General features: G+C 68.9%; 16 protein-coding genes. 11 read left to right on the top strand and 5 right to left on the bottom strand.

Annotation, left to right across the window (positions count from 1 at the left end; all coding sequences use genetic code 11):
- Window positions 1–95: 95 nt before the first annotated feature.
- Window positions 96–2,063 carry a 1-deoxy-D-xylulose-5-phosphate synthase gene (gene dxs / locus MFF07_RS10190; protein WP_238231839.1) on the bottom strand — a complete coding sequence of 656 codons (1,968 nt, stop codon included), beginning with the start codon at window positions 2,061–2,063 and terminating at the stop codon, window positions 96–98.
- 342 nt (window positions 2,064–2,405) lie between these two features.
- Here dxs and MFF07_RS10185 point away from each other — a divergent pair, with 342 nt between their 5' ends.
- The 4 genes from MFF07_RS10185 to ettA all read left to right on the top strand — a co-directional run bounded on the left by MFF07_RS10185 (window position 2,406) and on the right by ettA (window position 5,682).
- Window positions 2,406–2,633: a hypothetical protein gene (locus MFF07_RS10185; RefSeq protein ID WP_238231768.1), complete on the top strand. Its 228-nt coding sequence runs from the start codon at window positions 2,406–2,408 to the stop codon at window positions 2,631–2,633.
- A 13-nt stretch (window positions 2,634–2,646) separates the two neighbouring features.
- Complete coding sequence (locus MFF07_RS10180) at window positions 2,647–3,534, top strand: DNA/RNA non-specific endonuclease (RefSeq protein ID WP_238231766.1); 888 nt, start codon at window positions 2,647–2,649, stop codon at window positions 3,532–3,534.
- A gap of 10 nt (window positions 3,535–3,544) precedes the next feature.
- Window positions 3,545–3,814: a hypothetical protein gene (locus MFF07_RS10175; RefSeq protein ID WP_238231764.1), complete on the top strand. Its 270-nt coding sequence runs from the start codon at window positions 3,545–3,547 to the stop codon at window positions 3,812–3,814.
- Window positions 3,815–4,029: 215 nt separating this feature from the next.
- A complete protein-coding gene (gene ettA / locus MFF07_RS10170) occupies window positions 4,030–5,682 on the top strand; it encodes an energy-dependent translational throttle protein EttA (RefSeq protein ID WP_147819362.1) in 1,653 nt (550 codons plus the stop codon).
- Window positions 5,683–5,788: 106 nt separating this feature from the next.
- Here the strand turns inward: ettA and MFF07_RS10165 are convergent, their stop codons facing one another.
- From MFF07_RS10165 to MFF07_RS10155, 3 genes are all read right to left on the bottom strand, one after another.
- On the bottom strand, window positions 5,789–6,640 hold the full coding sequence (locus MFF07_RS10165) for a methionyl-tRNA formyltransferase (protein ID WP_238231763.1): 852 nt from the start codon (window positions 6,638–6,640) through the stop codon (window positions 5,789–5,791).
- Entirely contained in the window at window positions 6,637–7,407 is a 771-nt protein-coding gene (locus MFF07_RS10160; RefSeq protein ID WP_238231761.1) for an SDR family NAD(P)-dependent oxidoreductase, read from the bottom strand. The genes MFF07_RS10165 and MFF07_RS10160 overlap by 4 nt, the downstream gene beginning before the upstream one ends.
- A gap of 61 nt (window positions 7,408–7,468) precedes the next feature.
- Window positions 7,469–8,788, bottom strand: a complete 1,320-nt coding sequence (locus tag MFF07_RS10155) for a capsule polysaccharide biogenesis protein (RefSeq protein ID WP_147819356.1) — start codon at window positions 8,786–8,788, stop codon at window positions 7,469–7,471.
- A gap of 403 nt (window positions 8,789–9,191) precedes the next feature.
- On the opposite strand from MFF07_RS10155, the gene MFF07_RS10150 reads away from it, so the two are divergent.
- The 4 genes from MFF07_RS10150 (at window position 9,192) to MFF07_RS10135 (ending at window position 14,700) form a co-directional block, all read left to right on the top strand.
- The gene (locus MFF07_RS10150; protein ID WP_238231759.1) at window positions 9,192–11,069 is read left to right on the top strand and encodes a capsular polysaccharide export protein, LipB/KpsS family; all 1,878 of its coding nucleotides are present in this window, start codon (window positions 9,192–9,194) and stop codon (window positions 11,067–11,069) included.
- Window positions 11,070–11,189: 120 nt separating this feature from the next.
- Entirely contained in the window at window positions 11,190–12,680 is a 1,491-nt protein-coding gene (locus MFF07_RS10145) for an LTA synthase family protein (protein ID WP_238231757.1), read from the top strand.
- A gap of 155 nt (window positions 12,681–12,835) precedes the next feature.
- Entirely contained in the window at window positions 12,836–14,005 is a 1,170-nt protein-coding gene (locus MFF07_RS10140) for a polysaccharide biosynthesis/export family protein (protein ID WP_238231756.1), read from the top strand.
- On the top strand, window positions 14,005–14,700 hold the full coding sequence (locus MFF07_RS10135; protein ID WP_238231754.1) for a phosphorylase family protein: 696 nt from the start codon (window positions 14,005–14,007) through the stop codon (window positions 14,698–14,700). Before MFF07_RS10140 ends, MFF07_RS10135 begins: the two co-directional genes overlap by 1 nt.
- Here MFF07_RS10135 and hpnH read toward each other — a convergent pair.
- Window positions 14,650–15,816: an adenosyl-hopene transferase HpnH gene (gene hpnH / locus MFF07_RS10130; RefSeq protein ID WP_238231752.1), complete on the bottom strand. Its 1,167-nt coding sequence runs from the start codon at window positions 15,814–15,816 to the stop codon at window positions 14,650–14,652. The two genes, MFF07_RS10135 and hpnH, sit on opposite strands and share 51 nt — an antisense overlap.
- Before the next feature lie 580 nt (window positions 15,817–16,396).
- Between hpnH and MFF07_RS10125 the strand changes: the two genes are divergently transcribed.
- Genes MFF07_RS10125 through MFF07_RS10115 form a run of 3 tightly spaced genes read left to right on the top strand, consistent with a single transcriptional unit; the run spans window position 16,397 to window position 19,765 of the window.
- Window positions 16,397–19,051: an MMPL family transporter gene (locus MFF07_RS10125; RefSeq protein ID WP_147820547.1), complete on the top strand. Its 2,655-nt coding sequence runs from the start codon at window positions 16,397–16,399 to the stop codon at window positions 19,049–19,051.
- Window positions 19,052–19,107: 56 nt separating this feature from the next.
- The gene (locus tag MFF07_RS10120; RefSeq protein ID WP_147820545.1) at window positions 19,108–19,368 is read left to right on the top strand and encodes a type II toxin-antitoxin system Phd/YefM family antitoxin; all 261 of its coding nucleotides are present in this window, start codon (window positions 19,108–19,110) and stop codon (window positions 19,366–19,368) included.
- 1 nt (window position 19,369) lies between these two features.
- On the top strand, window positions 19,370–19,765 hold the full coding sequence (locus MFF07_RS10115) for a type II toxin-antitoxin system VapC family toxin (protein WP_147820543.1): 396 nt from the start codon (window positions 19,370–19,372) through the stop codon (window positions 19,763–19,765).
- Window positions 19,766–19,770 lie beyond the last annotated feature (5 nt).

Below are 19,770 nucleotides of genomic sequence, written 5' to 3'. Positions count from 1 at the left end.
TCGCGTCGACAATGAGGAAAACGCCCGGGCCGACTCGGCCCGGGCGTTCATGAAGCGCCGGGCGCTTGTCTCACCGATACTGCGACGCAGCAAGCTCAGGCGAGGCGCAGGCGGCTGGCCTTGTTGTCCTGCTGCGGCAAGGCGGCCTTGACGGTCTTGACGATGGCGTCGGCATCGAGGCCGGCCTCGGCGTACATCTTCTCGGGCTTGTCGTGGTCCTGGAAGCTGTCGGGCAGGGTCAGGGTGCGGACCCGCACCGTGCCGGCATCGAGCGCGCCCTTGGCCGAGAGCAGGTGCAGCACCATCGCGCCGAAACCGCCGACCGAGCCCTCCTCCATCGTCACCAGCACCTCGTGCGTGCCGGCGAGATCGAGGATCAGGTCCTCGTCCAGCGGCTTGGCGAAGCGCGCGTCGGCCACCGTGACGGCGATGCCGGCCTTCTCGAGTTCCTCCGCCGCCTTGAGCGCTTCCGCCAGACGCGTGCCGAGCGAGAGCAGCGCCACGCGCGCATTCGCGGGACGCCGGATCACCCGGCCGCGGCCGATGGCCAGCGGCTCGCCCTGCTCGGGCAGCTCGACGCCGACGCCCTCGCCGCGCGGGTAGCGCAGCGCGATCGGGCCGGTGTCGTGCGCGTGGCAGGTCGCCACCATGTGCACCAACTCGGCCTCGTCGGCCGCCGCCATCACCACGAAGTTCGGCAGGCAGCAGAGATAGGCGAGGTCGAAGGCCCCCGCATGGGTCGCGCCGTCGGCGCCCACCAGCCCCGCCCGGTCCATGGCGAAGCGCACGGGCAGGTTCTGGATCGCCACGTCGTGCACGACCTGGTCGTAGGCCCGCTGCAGGAAGGTCGAGTAGATCGCCACGAACGGCTTGTAGCCCTCCGTCGCCAAGCCCGCCGCGAAGGTCACCGCATGCTGCTCGGCGATGCCGACGTCGAAGGTCCTGTCGGGGTGTGCTTTTCCGAACAGGTCGATGCCGGTGCCGCCGGGCATCGCCGCGGTGATCGCCACCACCTTCGGGTCGGCATCGGCCGCCTTGATCAGGCTCTCGCCGAAGACGCGGGTATAGGCCGGGGCGTTGGGCTTGGCCTTCGCCTGCACGCCCGAGATCACGTCGAACTTCACCACGCCGTGGTAGCGGTCCGCGCTCGCCTCGGCCGGGCCGTAGCCCTTGCCCTTCTGCGTCACGACATGGAGCAGAATCGGGCCTTCGCTCGCATCGCGGACGTTCTTCAGCACCGGCAGCAGGTGGTCGAGGTTGTGGCCGTCGACCGGGCCGACATAGTGGAAGCCCATCTCCTCGAACATCGTGCCGCCGCCGACGACGAGGGAACGGGCGTATTCCTCGGCCTGCACCGCGCGCTCGTAGAGCCGCTTCGGCAGCAGCTTGCCGAGCTGCTTCGCCGTTTCGCGGATCGAGCGGTAGGTGTCGCCCGAGGCCAGCCGCGCGAGGTAGGCCGACATCGCGCCGACCGGCGGGGCGATCGACATGTCGTTGTCGTTGAGGATCACGATCAGCCGCGAATGCAGCGCGCCGGCATTGTTCATGGCCTCGTAGGCCATGCCCGCCGACATCGAGCCGTCGCCGATCACCGCGATCATGTTGCGACGGTTTTTTGGGGTTTCGCCGCGCGCCTTCAGATCGGCTTCGTGCAGGTCGCGCCCCACCGCCATGCCGAGCGCGGCCGAGATCGAGGTCGAGGAATGCGCCGCGCCGAAGGGGTCGTACTCGCTCTCCGAGCGCTTTGTGAAGCCGGACAGGCCGCCGCCCTGGCGCAGCGTGCGGATGCGATCACGCCGCCCGGTGAGGATCTTGTGCGGATAGGCCTGGTGGCCGACATCCCAGACGATGCGGTCGGAGGGCGTGTCGAAGACGTGGTGCAGGGCCACCGTCAGCTCGACCACGCCGAGGCCGGAGCCGAGATGACCCCCCGTCACCGACACGGCGTCGATCATCTCCGCCCGCACCGCATCGGCCACGGCGCGGAGGTCCGATTCCGGCAGACGCCGCAACGCGTCCGGGGTCGGGAGGTCGTCAAGGATCGATACGTCGACAAGAGCCAAAGTCGTCACCTGCTGTTCGTCGCGTTCCCACCACACGGGCGGATCTTCGAGGCCGTCGCCCGTGGCGCGCTGGCCGACTCCGCCGGACGGCAAAGCCGCCATCCTGGCGTAAGAAGCCTATCTCGATCCGGCCTTACGGTGCCATGATCCGGCGAGAGGCGGGACGCGGCATCAAGAGCTTTCGAGCGGTCCGCGTGCCTTTAAGGTTAAGGCAGTTCGGTCCGCTCGCCTACAAGGCCCCGGGCATTACGGAATAGGGCGGCGATGATCAATATTGTGCATGCATTTTTCCGAGATGAGGGGCTCCGGTGCAACACAGGGTCGCGTCGCGCACTGGCTCGGATGCTGCCGCTCGTCGCCTTCATGCCCGCGTTGATCGCGTTCGACGTCCATGCGGCCGATGCCGCGCGCTCGCGATTCTGTGATCGGCCGACCGCGTGTCCCGGCCGTCGTCCGCCGGGCGCGCCCGACCGTGATGCCCGCCCGTTCGAGGGAACGCTCGGCCGGCCCTGTGCATACCGCTGGCGCTACACCCCGTCCGGCACACGCCAGGTGCGGGTCTGTTTTTAGGACAACCGGCATCATGATGCAGGATGCCCGCCGGCGAGCGCCTGCGCTCCTCGCCGCGCTCGCTCTCGCCGTCGGGCCCGCCGGAGCGTCCGAATCCTGCCCCCGGCATTTCGCCGGCGGGCGGCTGCCGATGCTTGCAGACCCGAAGCTCGCCGCGGATACCGCGCCGCTCTGTTTCGACGCCTTCGCGATCCTGTTCTCGGGCCGCTCGCGGACGCCGCTCTATGCGGCCGAGCGGCTGACGCGCGCCAGCGTCGCGGCGGCACGCACCGTCGACCGGGCCGACGCGTTCCACGAGGAGGACCGCCTCCCCGCTCGTACGCGGTCGGAATTGGGCGACTACCTCCGAAGCGGCTACGATCGCGGCCACATGGCGCCGGCGGCCGACATGCCGACGCCCGAGGCGCAGGCCCAATCCTTCAGCCTGGCCAACATGGTTCCGCAGAACCGCACGGCGAACCGCAACGTCTGGTCCGGCATCGAAGAGCGCGTGCGCCGGCTCGCGATCCGGCGCGGCGAGTTGTTCGTTGTCACCGGCCCGATCTTTTCGGGGCCGGCCGCCGAGGCGATCAACGGCCGCGTCCTGGTGCCGATGCAGATCTACAAAGCCATCTACGATCCGGCCCGCGGCGAGGCCGCCGCCTATCTCGCCGGAAACGACGCGACGGGTGCGTGGCGGGCCGTCTCGATCGCGACGCTCAAGGAGACCGCCGGGATCGACGTGTTTCCCGCGCTGCCGGACGCCGCCAAGGCGCGGGCGATGAGCCTGCCGGAACCGCTCGCGTCGTCCCGAGACGGCGGCCGTTCGGGCGCCGACGAGAGCTTCGGGTCCTGGGCGAAGCGCGCGCTGCACCAGATCCTGCGGCGCGTGTGGCGCGACCTGATGCGATCGATCTTTTGAGGAGAGTTCGATGCCCGACACGTCGCAGCCGGAGTTCCGACCCTTCGCCGATGATGCCGGCGTCCAGAACTTCGAAAACCTGTCGTTCGAGAACGGCACGACGCGGATCGCGCTGCATGGCTCGCTCGATCTCACGCGAGACCGGACGGGGCTGGACCGTGCGAGGGCTCTGCGGGCCGTGCTCGATGCGATCGTGACTGCGCTGGAAGCCGAGGACCTGCCTCAGGCCGTCGCCGAGACCACGCGAGCCTCCACGACCGTCAAGAATCCTTTCGCCTGAACATCCTGGCGGCCGTCGCGGCGTCGGTCCGCTCAGGCGACCGACACCGTCCGCATCCTTGCCGGGTCGTGGGCGCCCTGTTACGTCGGCGGGAATATCCCAATCGCTCAACGCGGATCGATGAAACCCGCGACGCGGCTCGATGGCGAGCCCGCGCCGGATCTCGACCCGCGACGGCCGCTCTGCGGCCGGCCGGAACCACGAGGACACCACCAATGGCCCGCGAATTCATCTACCACATGAAGGGTCTGACCAAGACCTATACCGGCGGCAAGAAGGTCCTCGATAACGTCAACCTGTCCTTCTATCCGGACGCCAAGATCGGTGTGCTGGGCATCAACGGCTCGGGCAAGTCGACCCTTCTGAAGATCATGGCCGGCATCGACACGGAGTGGACCGGCGAGGGCTTCGTCGCCCAGGGCGCGCGCGTCGGCTACCTGCCGCAGGAGCCGCATCTCGATCCGGACAAGTCGGTCCGCGAGAACGTGATGGAGGGCGTGGCCGAGAAGCAGGCGCTGCTCGACCGCTACAACGAACTCGCGATGAACTACTCCGACGAGACCGCCGACGAGATGACGGAGCTCCAGGACAAGATCGAGGCGGCCAACCTCTGGGAGCTCGAATCCAAGGTCGACCAGGCTATGGAAGCCCTCGGCTGCCCGAGCGACGAGCAGCCCGTCGCCACCCTGTCGGGCGGCGAGCGCCGCCGCGTCGCCCTGTGCAAGCTGCTGCTCTGGGAGCCGGAACTGCTGCTCCTCGACGAGCCGACCAACCACCTCGACGCCGAGACGGTGAACTGGCTCGAAGGCCACCTCAAGAACTACCCCGGCGCGATCCTGATCGTGACCCACGATCGCTACTTCCTCGACAACGTCACGAGCTGGATCCTCGAACTCGATCGCACCAAGGGCATCCCCTACGAGGGCAACTACTCGGCCTGGCTGGTGCAGAAGCAGAAGCGCCTGCAGCAGGAGGGTCGCGAGGACATGGCCCGCCAGCGCTCGATCAACCGCGAGCAGGAATGGATCGCCGCCTCGCCGAAGGCCCGCCAGTCGAAGTCGAAGGCCCGCATCACCCGCTACGAGGAGCTGGTGGCCAAGCAAAACAACAAGGTCGACGCCTCGGCGCAGATCGTCATTCCGATCGACGAACGGCTCGGCAACAGCGTCATCGAGTTCGACCACCTCAACAAGGCCTTCGGCGACCGCCTGCTGATCGAGGATCTCTCGTTCAAGTTGCCGCCGGGCGGCATCGTCGGCGTGATCGGTCCGAACGGCGCCGGCAAGACCACCCTGTTCAAGATGATCACCGGCGCGGAGAAGCCCGACGGCGGCGACATCTCGGTCGGCGCCACGGTGAAGCTCGGCTACGTCGACCAGTCGCGCGATGCGCTCGATCCGGCGGCGACCGTCTGGCAGGAGGTCTCGGGCGGCAACGACATCATCTATTTCAACAAGCGCGAGATCAATTCGCGCGCTTATTGCGCGGCCTTCGCCTTCAAGGGCGGCGACCAGCAGAAGAAGGTCGGCACGCTCTCGGGCGGTGAGCGCAACCGCGTCCACCTCGCCCGCACGCTGAAGGGCGGCGCCAACGTCCTGCTGCTCGACGAGCCCACCAACGATCTCGACATGGAGACGTTGCGGGCGCTCGAGGACGCGCTCGAGGATTACGCCGGCTGCGCCGTCATCATCAGCCACGATCGCTGGTTCCTGAACCGCATCGCGACCCACATCCTCGCCTTCGAGGGCGACAGCCACGTCGAGTGGTTCGAGGGGAACTTCTCGGATTACGAGGAGGACAAGAAGCGCCGCCTCGGGACGGATTCGATCCTTCCGAAGAAGCTGAAATACAAGAAGTTTTCGCGCTAAAGCGCTTTCCGACCGAGTGGATGCCGGTCGGTCGTATGAAAGCGCGTCATAACAATGGCCTAGAGCCGCCGGCCTGATGCAATCAGGTCGGATACGGCTCTAGTCCTTAGGCCTGGAGGCTGACGGCCTCGCGCAGGTCTCGCGCATCCGTCAGCCGCCGGCCCGCCCGTCGCATCGCCCCGAGCATCGTGCGGTCGGGAAACCCGCAATAGGGCTGGACCGGAACCGTCCGTCCCTGCGGCACCGCCCCGGTGGCGGCGATCCCGTCGAGAACGCTTTCCAGAAGCGGCAGGCCACGTTCGTGCAGCACGATCGCTGCGCGGCTCGCCGTGACGTCCGCGGGAAGACTGACGGCCTCCTGAGCCAGGATCGCACCGGCATCGATCGCGGGCGCGAGCCGGTGCACGGTGACGCCGAAGGCGCCCTCCCCGTCGGCCAGCGCGTGGATCGTCGGCACGGGGCCGCGGTGGCGCGGCAACAGGCTCGGATGGACGTTCAGGCCGCCGAGCGGCGCCATCGCCAGCGTCTCGGCCGACAGGATCTGGTCGAAGTGGAAGGTCGCGATCAGGTCGGGCGCGTGCCGACGAAACAGCGCGGCGACCTCGGGCCCGTTCACGTCGTCGATGCTGGCGGTCGGGATGCCGAGGCGCCGGCACAACGGCTTCAGCGGTGTCGCCTCCGCCAAGTCACCGCTGCCGGCAAACCGCTGCGTCAGCGGTGAGAGCGGGCGCAGCAGGTCGGGCAGTCCGAAATTCACCGCGAGATAGGGCAGGATGCCGGGGCCGGAGCGCGCGAGGTGGCGGCGGACCTGTCCGACGAGGCCGCCCGTCGAGGGCCGCTCGGCGTTCGACAGGCCGACGAAGGCGATGCTCCCGGCATGGTCGGCGACGAACCGGCGGACCGTGCGGGCGTTCGGCAGCGCCTCCAGCACGAACAGTGCGAGCCGCGGCCGGGTCATCGGGTATCCTGCCGGACGCGGAAGCTGAAGGCGCGCATGCCGAGTTCGCGCAGCCATTCGGGGGCAAGGCCCGCTGCCCGGGCCGCGTGAAAGAGCAGCCATGGAAAGGCGATGACGGCGGCGTTGCGTGCGAGCCCGCGTGCGATTTTCCGGGCTGCCACCTCGGCGCTGGTCTCCAACGGGCGCCAGCCCTGATAGGCGCTGCCCATCGCCGTCTTGACGTAACCCAGCGTCACGACGTTCACCTGCACGCCGAACGGCTTCAGCTTCTGGCGGAGCGCCAGGCCGTGGGCGAGCAGGGCCGCCTTGCTGCCGCTATAGGCCGGCGCGTCGGGCAACGGCGCATAGGCGGCGAGCGAGCCGACGAGGCAGATCTGGCCGCTGCCGCGAGCCTTCATGAGCTCGATGCAGGGCAGGACGACGTTGAGCGCGCCGGAGAGGTTGGTGTCGAGCGTGGCGAAAGCCGTCTCCTCGGTCTCGATACCGCCCTCCGGGTGGCCGCCGTTGATGCCGGCGGCGATGATCGCGAGGTCGAGTGGGGTCTCGGCATGGAGGGCGCGCACCCGTGCCCCCACGGCCGTCCGGTCGCGCACGTCGAGGGGCTCGATGCGGACCTCGGCGCCTTGCGCCCGGCAGATCCCGGCGATGGCGTCGAGGCGGACCGGATCGCGGGCGTTGAGGACGAGGAGGGTTCCGGGCCGGGCATAGTGGCGGGCGAGGGCCGCGCCGATGCCGCTGGAGGCGCCGGTGATCAGGATGACGGGCATTTTTGAAGCTGACGGATTCGCGGGAGGCCGGCTCAGGCCGAGTCGGCCACGCGTCGGGCGATCAATAGACCGGCGAGAGGGTGCCGTCTTCGGTGCCGCTCTCGCGGGCCGAACGCGCGAGGGCGAGGGCCACGGGCGGTAACACGGATTCGAGCCTCGGCACCGCGCCGGCGACGGCCCGCTCGATCGCCGGCTTCGAGAAATAGCCGCCGTTGATCTGGGTCCGGTGGATCACCACGCGGCGGAAATCCGCCATCAGGTCCAGGTCGGGCGGCGTCGGCGCATGCCAGAAACTGTCGATCCCGCCCTGATGGGTCAGGCCCGGCATGTTGTAGATCGCGCTGCCGGTGGCCAGGGTCGGGCGCCCGCGCTCGAGCGACAGCATGCCCACCGTCGAGTTGACCAGGACGACGCCGCGGCTGCCGTCGATCAGCGCCTGCAGGTCGCCGCCGTCGATGAAGTCGATCCGGTCGTTGACGCCGTGCCGCTTGGCCGACTGACGGGCGCGCTTGCGCCAGTCCATGATCCCGCTGTCGAGGGGATGCAGCTTCACGAGCAGGCGTGTCGCCGCGCCGGGATGCTGACCGCAATACTTGGCGAAGGACGCGATTACACGGTCCATGAAGCCCTCGACGCCAAGGAACGGCGAGTGCACCCGGATCTGGTAGTCGCTGTCGAGCTGGAGCGGCAGCAGGAAGTAGTCGGCCTGGATCGCGCCGTAGATCCGGTTGACGTCGGCCGCATGCCGCCGCGTCCGGCCGCGCCGCAGGAACTTCTTGATCCAGCCGCCGTACTCGGCCGCTATGTGGTTCGGCCGATGGCTGCGGAAACCGGGATAGAAATACGGGAAGCCGATATTGGCGAGGTTGTAGGCGATGTCCCAGACGCTGCGCCGGGCCATGTCGCCGGAGAGCGGCATCGCGCGACCCTGCTGCGGCAGGCGGCGGGCAATCGCCCGGATCTCGGCGGCGCTCTTGGGCAGCGAGGAATTGCCGTTCACGCCGCCGTGCTCGCAGGTGATCCAGTTCGGCCGGACGTAGCCCTCCTCGAAGACGTGCACGCGCACGCCCAACGGCTTGGCCGCCAGCATCGCGGCCACGTGATAGGGCCGGCAATCGCCGAACAGTACGAGGTCGGTGACGGCGTGCTCGCGGATATAGGCTTCGAGATGGCCGGCCCAGTTCTCGCTGCTGCCGCGATAATCGTCGCAGTCTCCGCGCCAGAACAGCCAGTCGCCGGAGGAGAAGTTGATCCGGCGGACCTTGTGCCCGCGTTCGCGCAGGGCATTGCCGAGATCGGAGAAGAACGGGGAGGCGATGCCCTGCAGAAACAGGAAAGTCGCGATCGGCGAGCGCGGGGTGTTCGGACGGGGCTGCGGCATGCCGGAGTGTTTTGTCCTGGGCCCGCTGCGATCCGAGCCTTCGGCTGTCATGCCGGCCGCTCTCGAGATGGGTCGCACGCTCCCGGATCCCTGATCAATCCGAGTTTCTGCGTGCATTCTGGTTTCCCGAGGCGCGTTGCCGGTGGGTCACAGGCCGTTGCGCGAGCGGGTTAGCTGTCGCCCCGGATTGCGGCCGGCATGTGATGCTCGCCCGGAAAAAGCAGCCCGGCCGAAGCCAGCATTCGCATTCGCGGTGAAGACGGGGTTAAGCGCTCGCGTCGCCACCGACATTTCGGTTCGACGGGCGTTTCCCGAGGTGATCTAAGGCGCGCTTTCCCGCGCACCGCCCGTCCGGCCTCCCATGTCCAAGCCGCCGCCATCGTCGCTGTTTCCGACCGGGCGCATGATTCGGCATCTGCGCCGCGAGATCGAGGCCGTCACCGGCAGCGTCTTCGCGCAGGGCCCAAACGGCGTCTTCGCGGCACGCCGCGGCTCGCTGGCCGAGTCGGCGCTGACGGCCGTGGGCCGTTCCGTGCTGAGCGTCGCGCCCGGTCCGCTGCTGAGCCCCTACGATACGCCGGAGACGGGGTTCGCGAGTCTGCGCATCACGCTTGACGGCCGGCCCTACGGTGGTGGCGACCCGTCTGCCGGGCTCGCCGGGCAGTTGCGCCGCCATCGCCCGTTCGGCGCCAACCGGGCTCCGCCGGCGGCCCCCTTGTCGGAGATAGTCTCGGACCGTCCGGCTTTGGTCCTGGTCGAGCCGGACCTCGCCGCCGCACCGCGCCGCCTGCAGGCCTTTCTCGATCGCGTGCTTGCGGCCGTCCCGGATGGCCGCCTCGTCGCGGCCGGCCCGGACGGGGTCCCGGCGCTCCGTCTCGCCGTGCCGCGTCTGAGCGTCCTCGCCGAACCCGTGGATCCCTGGCCCCTGTTCGACCGGGTCTCGCGGGTCTACGTCGCGAGCCAGGACGCCGCCTGCGAGGCGCAGCTGGCCGGAGTCGAGACGATCTGCCTCGCCGCGGACGGCTCGCGCGGGCAGCCCGATCCGGCACGGTCGCTCGCCCTGCGCTACGGCGCCGGCGTATACGCCTTCGATCCCTGGAGCCGCCGTCCGATTCCGATGGAGCAGGCCGTGGAACGGGTGGCGTGGCTGCGCGAGACCTTCGCCGGCCAAGCGCGCCGCACGGTCTATGTCGGCATCTCGCGCTGGAAGCGTCCGGCCCTCGACGTCTTCGCCGCCGGCCCCGCCGGCCCGCCGATCCACACCATGACCGCGGAGGATGCCGTCGCGGCGGCCGTTCGGAACGGTGCGCAGGTCCAGGCCTGGGCGACCCGGATGCCGGAGCGCCTGGCGGCTCTCTGCGCAGAGGCCGGGATCCCGCTCTCGCGGATCGAGGACGGTTTTCTGCGTTCGGTCGGACTCGGCGCCAGCCTGCAGCCCGGCGCCTCGATCGTCGTCGACGATTCCGGCATCTACTACGACCCGCGCACCGAGAGCCGCCTCGCCCGCATCCTGAAGCAGACTGCGTTTGCGCCGGAGATCGTGTCGCGAGCGCGCGCGCTGCGGGAATCGATCGTGGCGCGGCGGCTCAGCAAGTACAATGTCGGCTTGGCAGAAGTCGGGACCGACTGGCCGGCGGGCCGGCGGATCGTGTTGGTGCCGGGGCAGGTCGAGGACGATGCCTCGGTGCAGTACGGCTCACCCCTGGTGCGCACCAATCTCGGGCTGCTGCAGGCCGCCCGCGCCCGCAACCCGGACGCGTTCCTGCTCTACAAACCCCATCCCGACGTCGAGGCGGGTTTCCGGCCGGGGGCGATCCCCGACGCGGAGGCGCTGGCGATCGCCGACCGGCTCGTGGGCGGTCTCGCCATCGTCGACCTGCTCGACCGGGTCCACCACGTCGAGACCATGACCTCGCTCGCCGGTTTCGAGGCGCTGATCCGCGGCCTCACCGTGGCGGTCCACGGCCGTCCCTTCTATGCCGGCTGGGGCCTGACCGAAGATCTCGCCCCGAACGCGGATCGCGGCCGCAGGCTCGCCCTGGACGAACTCGCGGCCGGTGCGCTGATCCTGTATCCGCGCTATCTCGATCCCGTCGCGATGAAGCCCTGCGAGCCCGAACAACTGCTCGACCGGCTCTCGGCCGTTCGCGATGCGGCGGGTCCGTCCAGGCTCGCCATCGGCAGCGTTCGTCACGGGGTGATGCGCGCCCGCTACGCCCTTCTGAACCCGATCGTGCGACGCCTGCGCGCCCGCCGCGGCGTCGGTGGCGCCCCACGCTAGGCAAAGTCGCGCTGGCAGGTCAGCGCGGATCTGCCTAGCGCCTTGTGTTGCCGCGGGTTTTCCTCGGAAAGCCGCGGGGCAGCTTACCGAAACCAGCTCAGAAACCCCCTGCCGTTTCCGATGTCCGTGATCCTGCCCCTCGTCGTCGCCCTCGCCGGCTCCTTCGCGATCGAGGCCGCCGCCACGCCCCGCCGGGTGAGCGTCCGGCCCGGCGACGTCGCGATCCGGCTCGGCTCCTATGCGCTGATCGCGGCGTTCTGGTTCGTGTTCTCGTGGCGGCCGTGGCTCGCCTGCCTGTCGATCGTGGCGACCATCGTGGTCACCGTGCTGATCAACCGGCTCAAGCGCCGCGTGCTCGGCGAGCCGCTGGTGTTCAGCGACCTCGCCCTGCTTCGCCAGGTGCCGCGGCATCCCGAACTCTACTACACCACGCCGCTGACCCATCCGCGCACGGCGGGGCCGCTGCTGCTCGGGTTCGCCGCCGCCGCCTTCTGGTACACGGTCGAGCCGGCGGCCTTGCCGCACGGTCTCGGTCCGAGCCTCGCTGCGATCGTCGCGCTGCCGCTCGCCCTGCTCGCACTCGGGTTCGCGGCCCGGACCCGGCCCGGCCGCGCCGCGATCGCCGCGCGCTTCCCCGTGCCGGACCTGGAAGCCGACGTGGCCCGCTACGGCGTGCTCGCCACGATGCTCGCCTATTGGGCCCGCCGCGACGCCGAGGCGGCAGCGCCGCCATCGGCGGAACCACTGTCACTGCCGCCGGGCCGCGGTGACGCGGTCGTCGTCGTGGTCCAGCTCGAATCCTTCATGGATCCGGCCCGCCTCGGCGGTGCGACTCTGCCGATGATGGAGCGGGTTCGCAGCGACGCGGCGCAGTACGGCCGGCTCACCGTGCCGACGCACGGGGCCTACACCATGCGCTCCGAGCACGCCGCGCTGACCGGACGCGAGGGCGCGAGCCTCGGCTTCGGCGGCTTCGACCCCTACCTCTCCAGCGGCGGCCGCGAGCCGACGAGCCTCGCCCGCCTCGCGCGGGCGGCAGGCTACGAAACGGTGTTCGTCCACCCCTACCACCGCGACTTCTTCGACCGCGCCGGCGTGATGAAGGAACTCGGCTTCGACCGCCTGATCATGCACGAGGATTTCGCGGACGCCCCGCGCGTCGGCCCCTATGTCGGCGATGCGGCGGTGGCCGAGCGCATCCTGGCGGAGGTGCGGGGGCGGCGCGGTCCGATCCTCGTATTCTGCGCCACCATGGAGAACCACGGCCCCTGGAAGCCGGGTCGGCTCCCCGGCATCGACGACCCGCTGGAGCAGTATTTTCACCATGTGGGCAATGCCGGCCGGGCGGTCGAGGCGCTGGTCGACGGGCTCTCGGCGGACGAGGCGACGCTGTGCGTCTTCGGCGATCACGCGCCGTCCCTACCCTGCTACCGCCCCGGCGACGGGGATCCGCGGACGGATTACGCCCTGTTCCGGTTCGGCCGTCCGTCCACGGACGCGCCGCGCCGGGTCGATCTCCGGATCGCGGCGCTCGGGTGTCGCCTGCGGGACGCAGTCCGTTCCGAAACGGCGTCGGCGTCGGATCCAAGCGTGGCCGTGCCACGCTCGTGACGTATTGGTGCCGAACGGCTGAGCTTGGGCCGGCTGACGCCGCGCCCCGGTCGATCTCAGGCACCCGTTAAACCGATCGCAGCGATTTGACGGGTATTCGGAAGAGACCCAGCCCCGGGAGCGGGTTCGCCCGTGCGGCGGATGGAGATGTGTTCATGGTGCGTATCGCGGCTCCCGCAGCCCTGCTGGCCTGTCTGGCCTCGGGCTGCTCGTATCTGCCGGCGTCTGGTCCGACGTCGCGTGCGATCGTGGACGGGGCGGACGTCGCGACGCCCCAGGGTGTGTATGCGCGCTACGAGCTGATCGACGTCGACCCGGCGATCATCGAGGCCCTGCGCTCGCGGCCGCTCGACAGCCTGCTCGCGGCCTTCGGCGACTATCGGAATTCGGCCGAGCCGCTGATCGGGGTGGGCGACTCGGTGGCGATCCAGGTCTGGGAGGCCGGTTCGGGCGGGCTGTTCTCGGGGCCGCTGGTGGCCGACCGCTTCTCGGCCGGCTCGAAATCCGCGCAGATTCCGGAGCAGGTGGTGAGCCGCGACGGGGCGATCTCGGTGCCCTATGCCGGGCGCATCCAGGTGGCGGGGCGGCGTCCGCAGGACGTGCAGGTGCTCATCGAGAACGAGCTCGCCGGCAAGGCGATCCAGCCGCAGGTGCTGGTGACGGTGTCGAAGCCGATCTCGCAATCGGTGACGGTGACCGGCGAGGTGACGAGCGGCGCGCGGATCCCGCTGTCGGGCAAGGGCGACCGGCTCCTCGACGTGATCGCCTCGGTGGGCGGCGTGCGGGGTGCTGTGAGCGAGACCTACGTGCGGCTGTCGCGCGGGCCGACCACGGTGACGGTGCCGATGACGGCGGTGGTCTCGAACCCCCGTGAAAACATCTTCATGCGGCCGAACGACGTGCTGACGCTGGTGCGTGACCCGCAGACCTTCATGGCGCTCGGCGCGCTCGGCAACGCCACCGAGCTGCAGTTCTCGGCCGAGGGCATCACGCTGGCCCAGGGTCTCGCCCGGGCGCGCGGCCTCTCGGACGTCCAGGCGGATGCGGAGGGCGTGTTCCTGTACCGCTTCGAGCCGAACACGCTGGTGCGCCGCCTGCGGCCGGGCTCGCCGCTGCTGAGCACGAAGCTCGTGCCGGTGGTCTACCGCTTCAACATGCGCGATCCCAACGGCCTGTTCCTGGCCCAGGCCTTCCGCATGCGCAGCCGCGACGTGCTCTACGTCTCGAACGCGCCGTTCTCGGAAGTCCAGAAGGTGCTCAGCGTGTTCTCCACCGTCGCATCGCCCGTCACGACTGCGGCATCCGTCTACGCAGTCGGCCGGTAATGCGCGGCGCCTCCGTCCTCGCCGTCGCGGGTCTGGCCCGCGAGGCGCGGATCGCCGCCGGAGACGGCGTCGAGACGCTTCAGGCCGGAGGCCGTCCGGCCGTCTTGCGGGACAGGCTCGCCGCCCTGCCCGACCGACCGCTTCGGGCCGTGATCAGCTTCGGCATCGCCGGCGGGCTCGATCCGGACCTTGCGCCCGGCGACGTCGTCATCGGATCGGCGGTGATCGTCGTGGCCGAGGGGGGCGATCGGCGCCTGCCCTGCGATCCGGCCGTCGTCGCGGCTCATGCCGAGAGGCTCGCGGCGCTCGGCCGGCGCGTGGTCACGGCGGACGTGGCGGGCGTGGAGGCGGCGATCCTGACGGCCGGAGCCAAAGCGGCTCTGCGCGCCCGCACGGGCGCGGCGGTTGTCGACATGGAATCGCACGTGGCGGCCGAATTCGCGCTACGGCGCGGCCTGCCCTTCGTGATCCTGCGGGTGGTTTGCGATCCGGCGCAGCGCGCCCTGCCCGCTTTCGCGGCGGCGGCGCTGAAGCCGAACGGCGATCCGGACGTTCCGGCGGTTCTCAAGGCGCTCGTGCGGCGCGAGGCACGCATCAGTGAGCTGGTGCGCCTCGCCCGGGACTCGGGCGAGGCGTTTCGGGGCTTAGGCCGCGCTCGCGCGCTTCTGGGTCTCGCGCTTGGTGTCGACGCCTGAGGCTTTGATCTCGGACAGCTTCTGGGCAACGTTGCGGGAGAAGACGTATTCGGCCGGACGCTGCTTATCGAGGTTGATCTCGGGCGCCATCTTGCCCTCGGTCTTGATGCCGCGGATGGCGTGGAGCACCGGCTTCCAGGGCTTGCGGACCGAATCGACGACCGACGAGGCCTCGTAGCCCGAATGGACCATGCAGTCGGCGCACTTCTCGTAGTTGCCCGTGCCGTAGGCGTCCCAGTCGGTGTCGTCCATCAACTCCTTGAAGGTCGCGGCGTAGCCTTCTCCGAGGAGGTAGCAGGGCTTCTGCCAGCCGAAGACCGTGCGCGTCGGGTTTCCCCACGGCGTGCAATGGTAGGTCTGGTTGCCGGCCAGGAAGTCGAGGAAGAGGCCCGACTGCTGGAAGGTCCACTTCTCGCGGCCCTTCTCCTTGCCGTGGCGGAAGACGCCGCGGAACAGGTTCTTGGTGGCCTGACGGTTGAGGAAGTGCTGCTGGTCGGGCGCGCGCTCGTAGGCGTAGCCCGGCGAGACGGTGATGCCGTCGACGCCCATCTTGGTGACGCTGTCGAAGAAGTCGGCGATCTTGTCCGGCTGCGAGTTGTTGAAGAACGTGCAGTTGATCGTCGTCCGGAAGCCCATCTCCTTCGACTTGGCGATCGCAGCGACGGCCTTGTCGTAGACGCCGCGCTGGCAGACCGACTGGTCGTGCATCGACTTGTCGCCGTCGAGATGGATCGACCACGTGAAGTACGGGCTCGGCTTGTAGTCCTTGATCTTCTTCTCGAGCAGCAGCGCGTTCGTGCAGACGATGACGAACTTCTTCTGCGCGATGATGCCCTGCACGATCTGCGGCAGATCCTTGTGCAGGAGGGGCTCACCGCCGGCGATGACCACCACGGGAGCGCCGCACTCGCGCACGGATTCGAGCGCCTCGTCCACCGGCAGGCGCTTGTTCAGGATCTCGTCCGGGTAATCGATCTTGCCGCATCCGGCACAGGCGAGATTGCAGCGGAACAGCGGCTCCATCATCATGACGAGCGGGTAGCGCTTACGTCCGGTGAGGTGCTGCTTGACGATGTAGCCGCCGATCTTCGCGACGTACCGTATCGGGATTCCCAAGACGCGGCTCCTTGTTGTTGGCCCCGAGATCGAAGGGGCTGCTTAGCGCGAAAAATTTCTGAATTCCAGGGATGTAGTCTGGAACCAATTCGAAGTGGCCGAAAAAGGGCGGCCGCGTCGGTGTATCTGCTGTCGGCGTGTCCGGCAGGCCACCACAGCGACGTGAGCGATGGGCCGCTCCGCCCTCGGCGCGAACCCCGTGCGCTCCTGAAAGCCGCCGCCGCGGCACCCCGAGGGTGGGGACGGCAGCGGCCGGCCCAGGTGCCCGCCGCAATGCTGCAATGCAATACATCATGTCGGGGGCGGAGGCTCCACGAAATTCCCGTCGCGTTGCATTCCGGGGCCGGGACCAGTACTTAGCGCGCCACCGAGGGCGACGTCGCGGGCCGGCGAGCCGGCTTTGCGGCCGGCGCGGGTTCGCGATCGGCCGTTCACGAGGCCGGGCCTCTCGGGTCGATTTCGGAGGGGCGATCCTCGCCTGCCGGTGGAGACTCCGGCTGTACGCACGGGGAGACGGCGGGATCCGCCGCCCGACTCCTCCAGCGGCGCATGGGTCGGATTGAGGCAGGCAGGATACCGCGTGATCGAACGTCTCGTCGCGTTTTCCGTACAGCGCCGTTGGCTCGTCATCGCCATGATCGCGCTGATCACGGCCGCGAGCGGTGGCGTCGCCGCCCATCTGTTCCGCATCAACACCGATGTCGAGCGGCTGATCGAGCCGAGCGTGCCGTGGCGGCAGGACGAGATCCAGTTCGAGAAGGCCTTCCCGCAGCGCTCCAACCTCGTCGTCGCCGTCATCGACGGCCGTACGCCGGAGATCGCCGAGGAGGCCGCCGTCGAGTTCTCGAAGGCGCTCGCCGTCCACAAGGACCAGATCGACACGGTCTACCGGCCGGATGGCGGCCCGTTCTTCGACAAGAACGGCCTTCTGCTGATGTCGCAGAAGGAGCTCGAGCAGACCACCGAGAAGCTCATCGAGCAGCAGGGCCTGCTCGGGCCGCTCGCGGCCGACCCGTCCCTGCGCGGCATCATGCGCGTGCTCGCCATGGGCGCGAAGGGCGTGAAGTCCGGCGACGCCAAGCTCGAGGATCTCGAGCAGCCGATGACGCGGATCGACGACACCTTGAAGACGGTGCTCGCCGGCAATCCGGCCCGGATGTCGTGGCAAGAGCTTTTGGCAGGCGGCAAGTCCGAGACCACGGACAAGCGCAAGTTCGTGATGATCCAGCCGGTGCTCGACTACAATGCGCTGGAGCCGGGCCGCGAGGCGACGAAGCTGATCCGCAACCTCGCCAAGGACCTGAAGATCACCGAGGCCGAGGGTCTGCGCATGCGCCTCACCGGCCCGGTCGCGGTGGCCGACGACGAGTTCGCGACGCTCTCCGACGACGCCCTCCTGAACTACTCGATCACGACCGCAGCCATCGTCCTGTTCCTGTTCCTGGCCCTGCGCTCGGGTCCGCTGGTGGTCGGCGTGCTGATCACCACCTTCGCCGGCCTCATCGTGACCGCGGCTTTGGGCCTGCTCATGGTCGGCGAGCTCAATCCGATTTCCGTGGCCTTCGCCGCGCTCTTCGTCGGGCTCGGCATCGATTTCGGCATCCAGTTCGCGGTGCGCTACCGGGCCGACCGCTACGAGGTCGGCGAGGTCGGCGCGGCGATCCGGGCCGCCGCGCGGGGCGTCGGCGTCTCGCTGACGCTGGCCGCGATCTCGCTGATCGCCGGTTTCTTCGCCTTCCTGCCCACCCAGTTCCGCGGCGTCTCCGAACTCGGCCTGATCGCCGGCGTCGGCATGATCGTCGCCTACCTGTTCGCGCTGACGCTGCTGCCGGCGCTGATCGCGGTGTTCCATCCGCGTGGCGAGAAGCGCGCCGTCGAGACGACCTGGCTCGCGGGCGCCGACCACTGGATCGTCGAGAACCGCAAATACGTGCTCGTGGGCGTCGGCCTGATCACGATCGCCGGCATCCCGCTGCTCCTGAAGCTGCCCTTTGATTCGAACCCGATGCACCTGCGCAGTGCGAAGGTCGAATCGATCGCGACCTATCTCGACCTGATCCAGGATCCCGCGACGAGCCCGAACACGGTCGACGCGCTGGCCCCGAACGTCGACGGCGTGCCCGAGCTGTCGGACAGGCTGCTCAAGCTCGAAGCCGTGGCCAAGGTGATCAACATCGACACCTTCGTGCCGCGCGACCAGGACCAGAAGCTCCAGACCATCGCCGAGACGGCGCAGCTGCTCGGTCCGGCGCTCAACCCCGGCAAGAAGCAGCCGCCGCCGACGGACGCCGAGAACGTCAAGGCGATCAAGGAGACCGCCGTCGCCCTCAAGGGCATCGACGACGGCAAGTCGGCCGGCGCGAAGGCCGCTGGTTCGCTCTCCGCGACGCTCGACAAGCTCGCCGCCGCACCCGTCACGACCCGCGAGGCGGCCTCGGTCGCGCTCACCACCGACCTTAAAACCCTGCTGCGTCGCTTGGCCGGGCTGCTGAACCCCGAAAAAATCACGCTGCAGAACCTGCCGCCGCAGCTCAAGGCCGAGTGGGTAACCGCGGACGGGCGCTCGCGCATCGAGGTCCACCCCAAGGGCGATTCGAACAACGACGAGGTGCTGCGCCGCTTCGCCAAGCAGGTCCAGACGGTGGCTCCGCACGCCACCGGCGCGCCGATCGCCACGACGGAATCGAGCCACACCATCCTCGGCGCCTTCGTCCAGGCCGGCCTGACGGCGCTGGCGCTGATCTTCATCATCCTCTCGGTGGCGCTGCGCAAACCCTGGGACGTCGCCATGACGCTCGGACCGCTGGTGCTCGCCACCCTATGGACGCTGATGACGCTGCATCTCATCGGCATGCCGCTGAACTTCGCCAACATCATCGCCCTGCCGCTGATGCTCGCCGTGGGCGTGGCCTTCCACATCTACTACGTGATCGCCTGGCGTGCCGGCGTCGCCGACATGCTCGCCTCCAGTCTGACCCGGGCGATCTTCTTCTCGGCGCTGACCACCGGCACCGCCTTCGGCTCGCTGGTGCTGTCGAGCCATCCCGGCACCGCCAGCATGGGCAAGCTGCTGGCACTGTCGCTGTTCTTCACGCTGATCGCGGCGTTCTTCGTCGTCCCGGCCTTCCTCGGCCCTCCGCCGAAGCAGCCCGATGCGAAGCGGCCCGAGGGCGAGGATGCCGGCAAGCCGGCGGCCATGGACAGGGCGGCGCGGGAGCCGGTGGCGGTGAAGTAGCCACGGATTCTGGGTGGCCTCTGGACGCCGCCGCTGCTCCTGCCTAATCTTCGGCAATGGAGACGGTTTCGCTTTCCGATGCTGCGGACAGACTTGCCGATCTTGCCCGCCGGGTCGAGGACGGTGAGACGATCGTGCTCACCCGCGACGGGAAGCCTATCGCGGACATGGTACCGCATCAGCCACGCGGCGGTTTCGATCTCGAAGCCGGACGTCGCTATTTGCGCGAGGAAGGCCTGCCCGACCCATTTCCTTACGTAGCTGACGACTTCGACGATCCGCTGCTCGAGGACTTCCTCTTGAGGCCCCTGCCCTGACGTGCGGCTGCTCGTCGATACTCATGTCCTGATCGGACTTTCGACGGGTACATTGCAGCAGCGGTACCCGGCCATCGCTTCCGGGCTGAAGCTTGAAAGACGAGTCCACGACGTTTCAGCGAGCGTCGTCAGTCTTTGGGAAATCGCGATCAAGACCCGCTTGGGAAAGCTCGACCCGGGAATTTCACTTCCGAAGCTTGCGGCGTTCTTCGAGGCTGCCGGATTATCGATCCTGCCGATCGATCGGGCTCACGTTGTTGTCGATGCCCTGCCCGAACCGGCGACGCGCGATCCGTTCGACAGGCTCCTCCTGGCGCAATGTCGTGTGGAGGGCCGCCTGCTGGTGACCGCGGACGGTGCGATGGTGGGGCATCCACTCGTTGCGACCGGGCTATAGCCGCC

It is taken from the genome of Methylobacterium thuringiense, assembly GCF_022179645.1.
Lineage (GTDB): Bacteria > Pseudomonadota > Alphaproteobacteria > Rhizobiales > Beijerinckiaceae > Methylobacterium > Methylobacterium thuringiense.
This window is presented reverse-complemented; position numbering and strand designations above follow the sequence as displayed.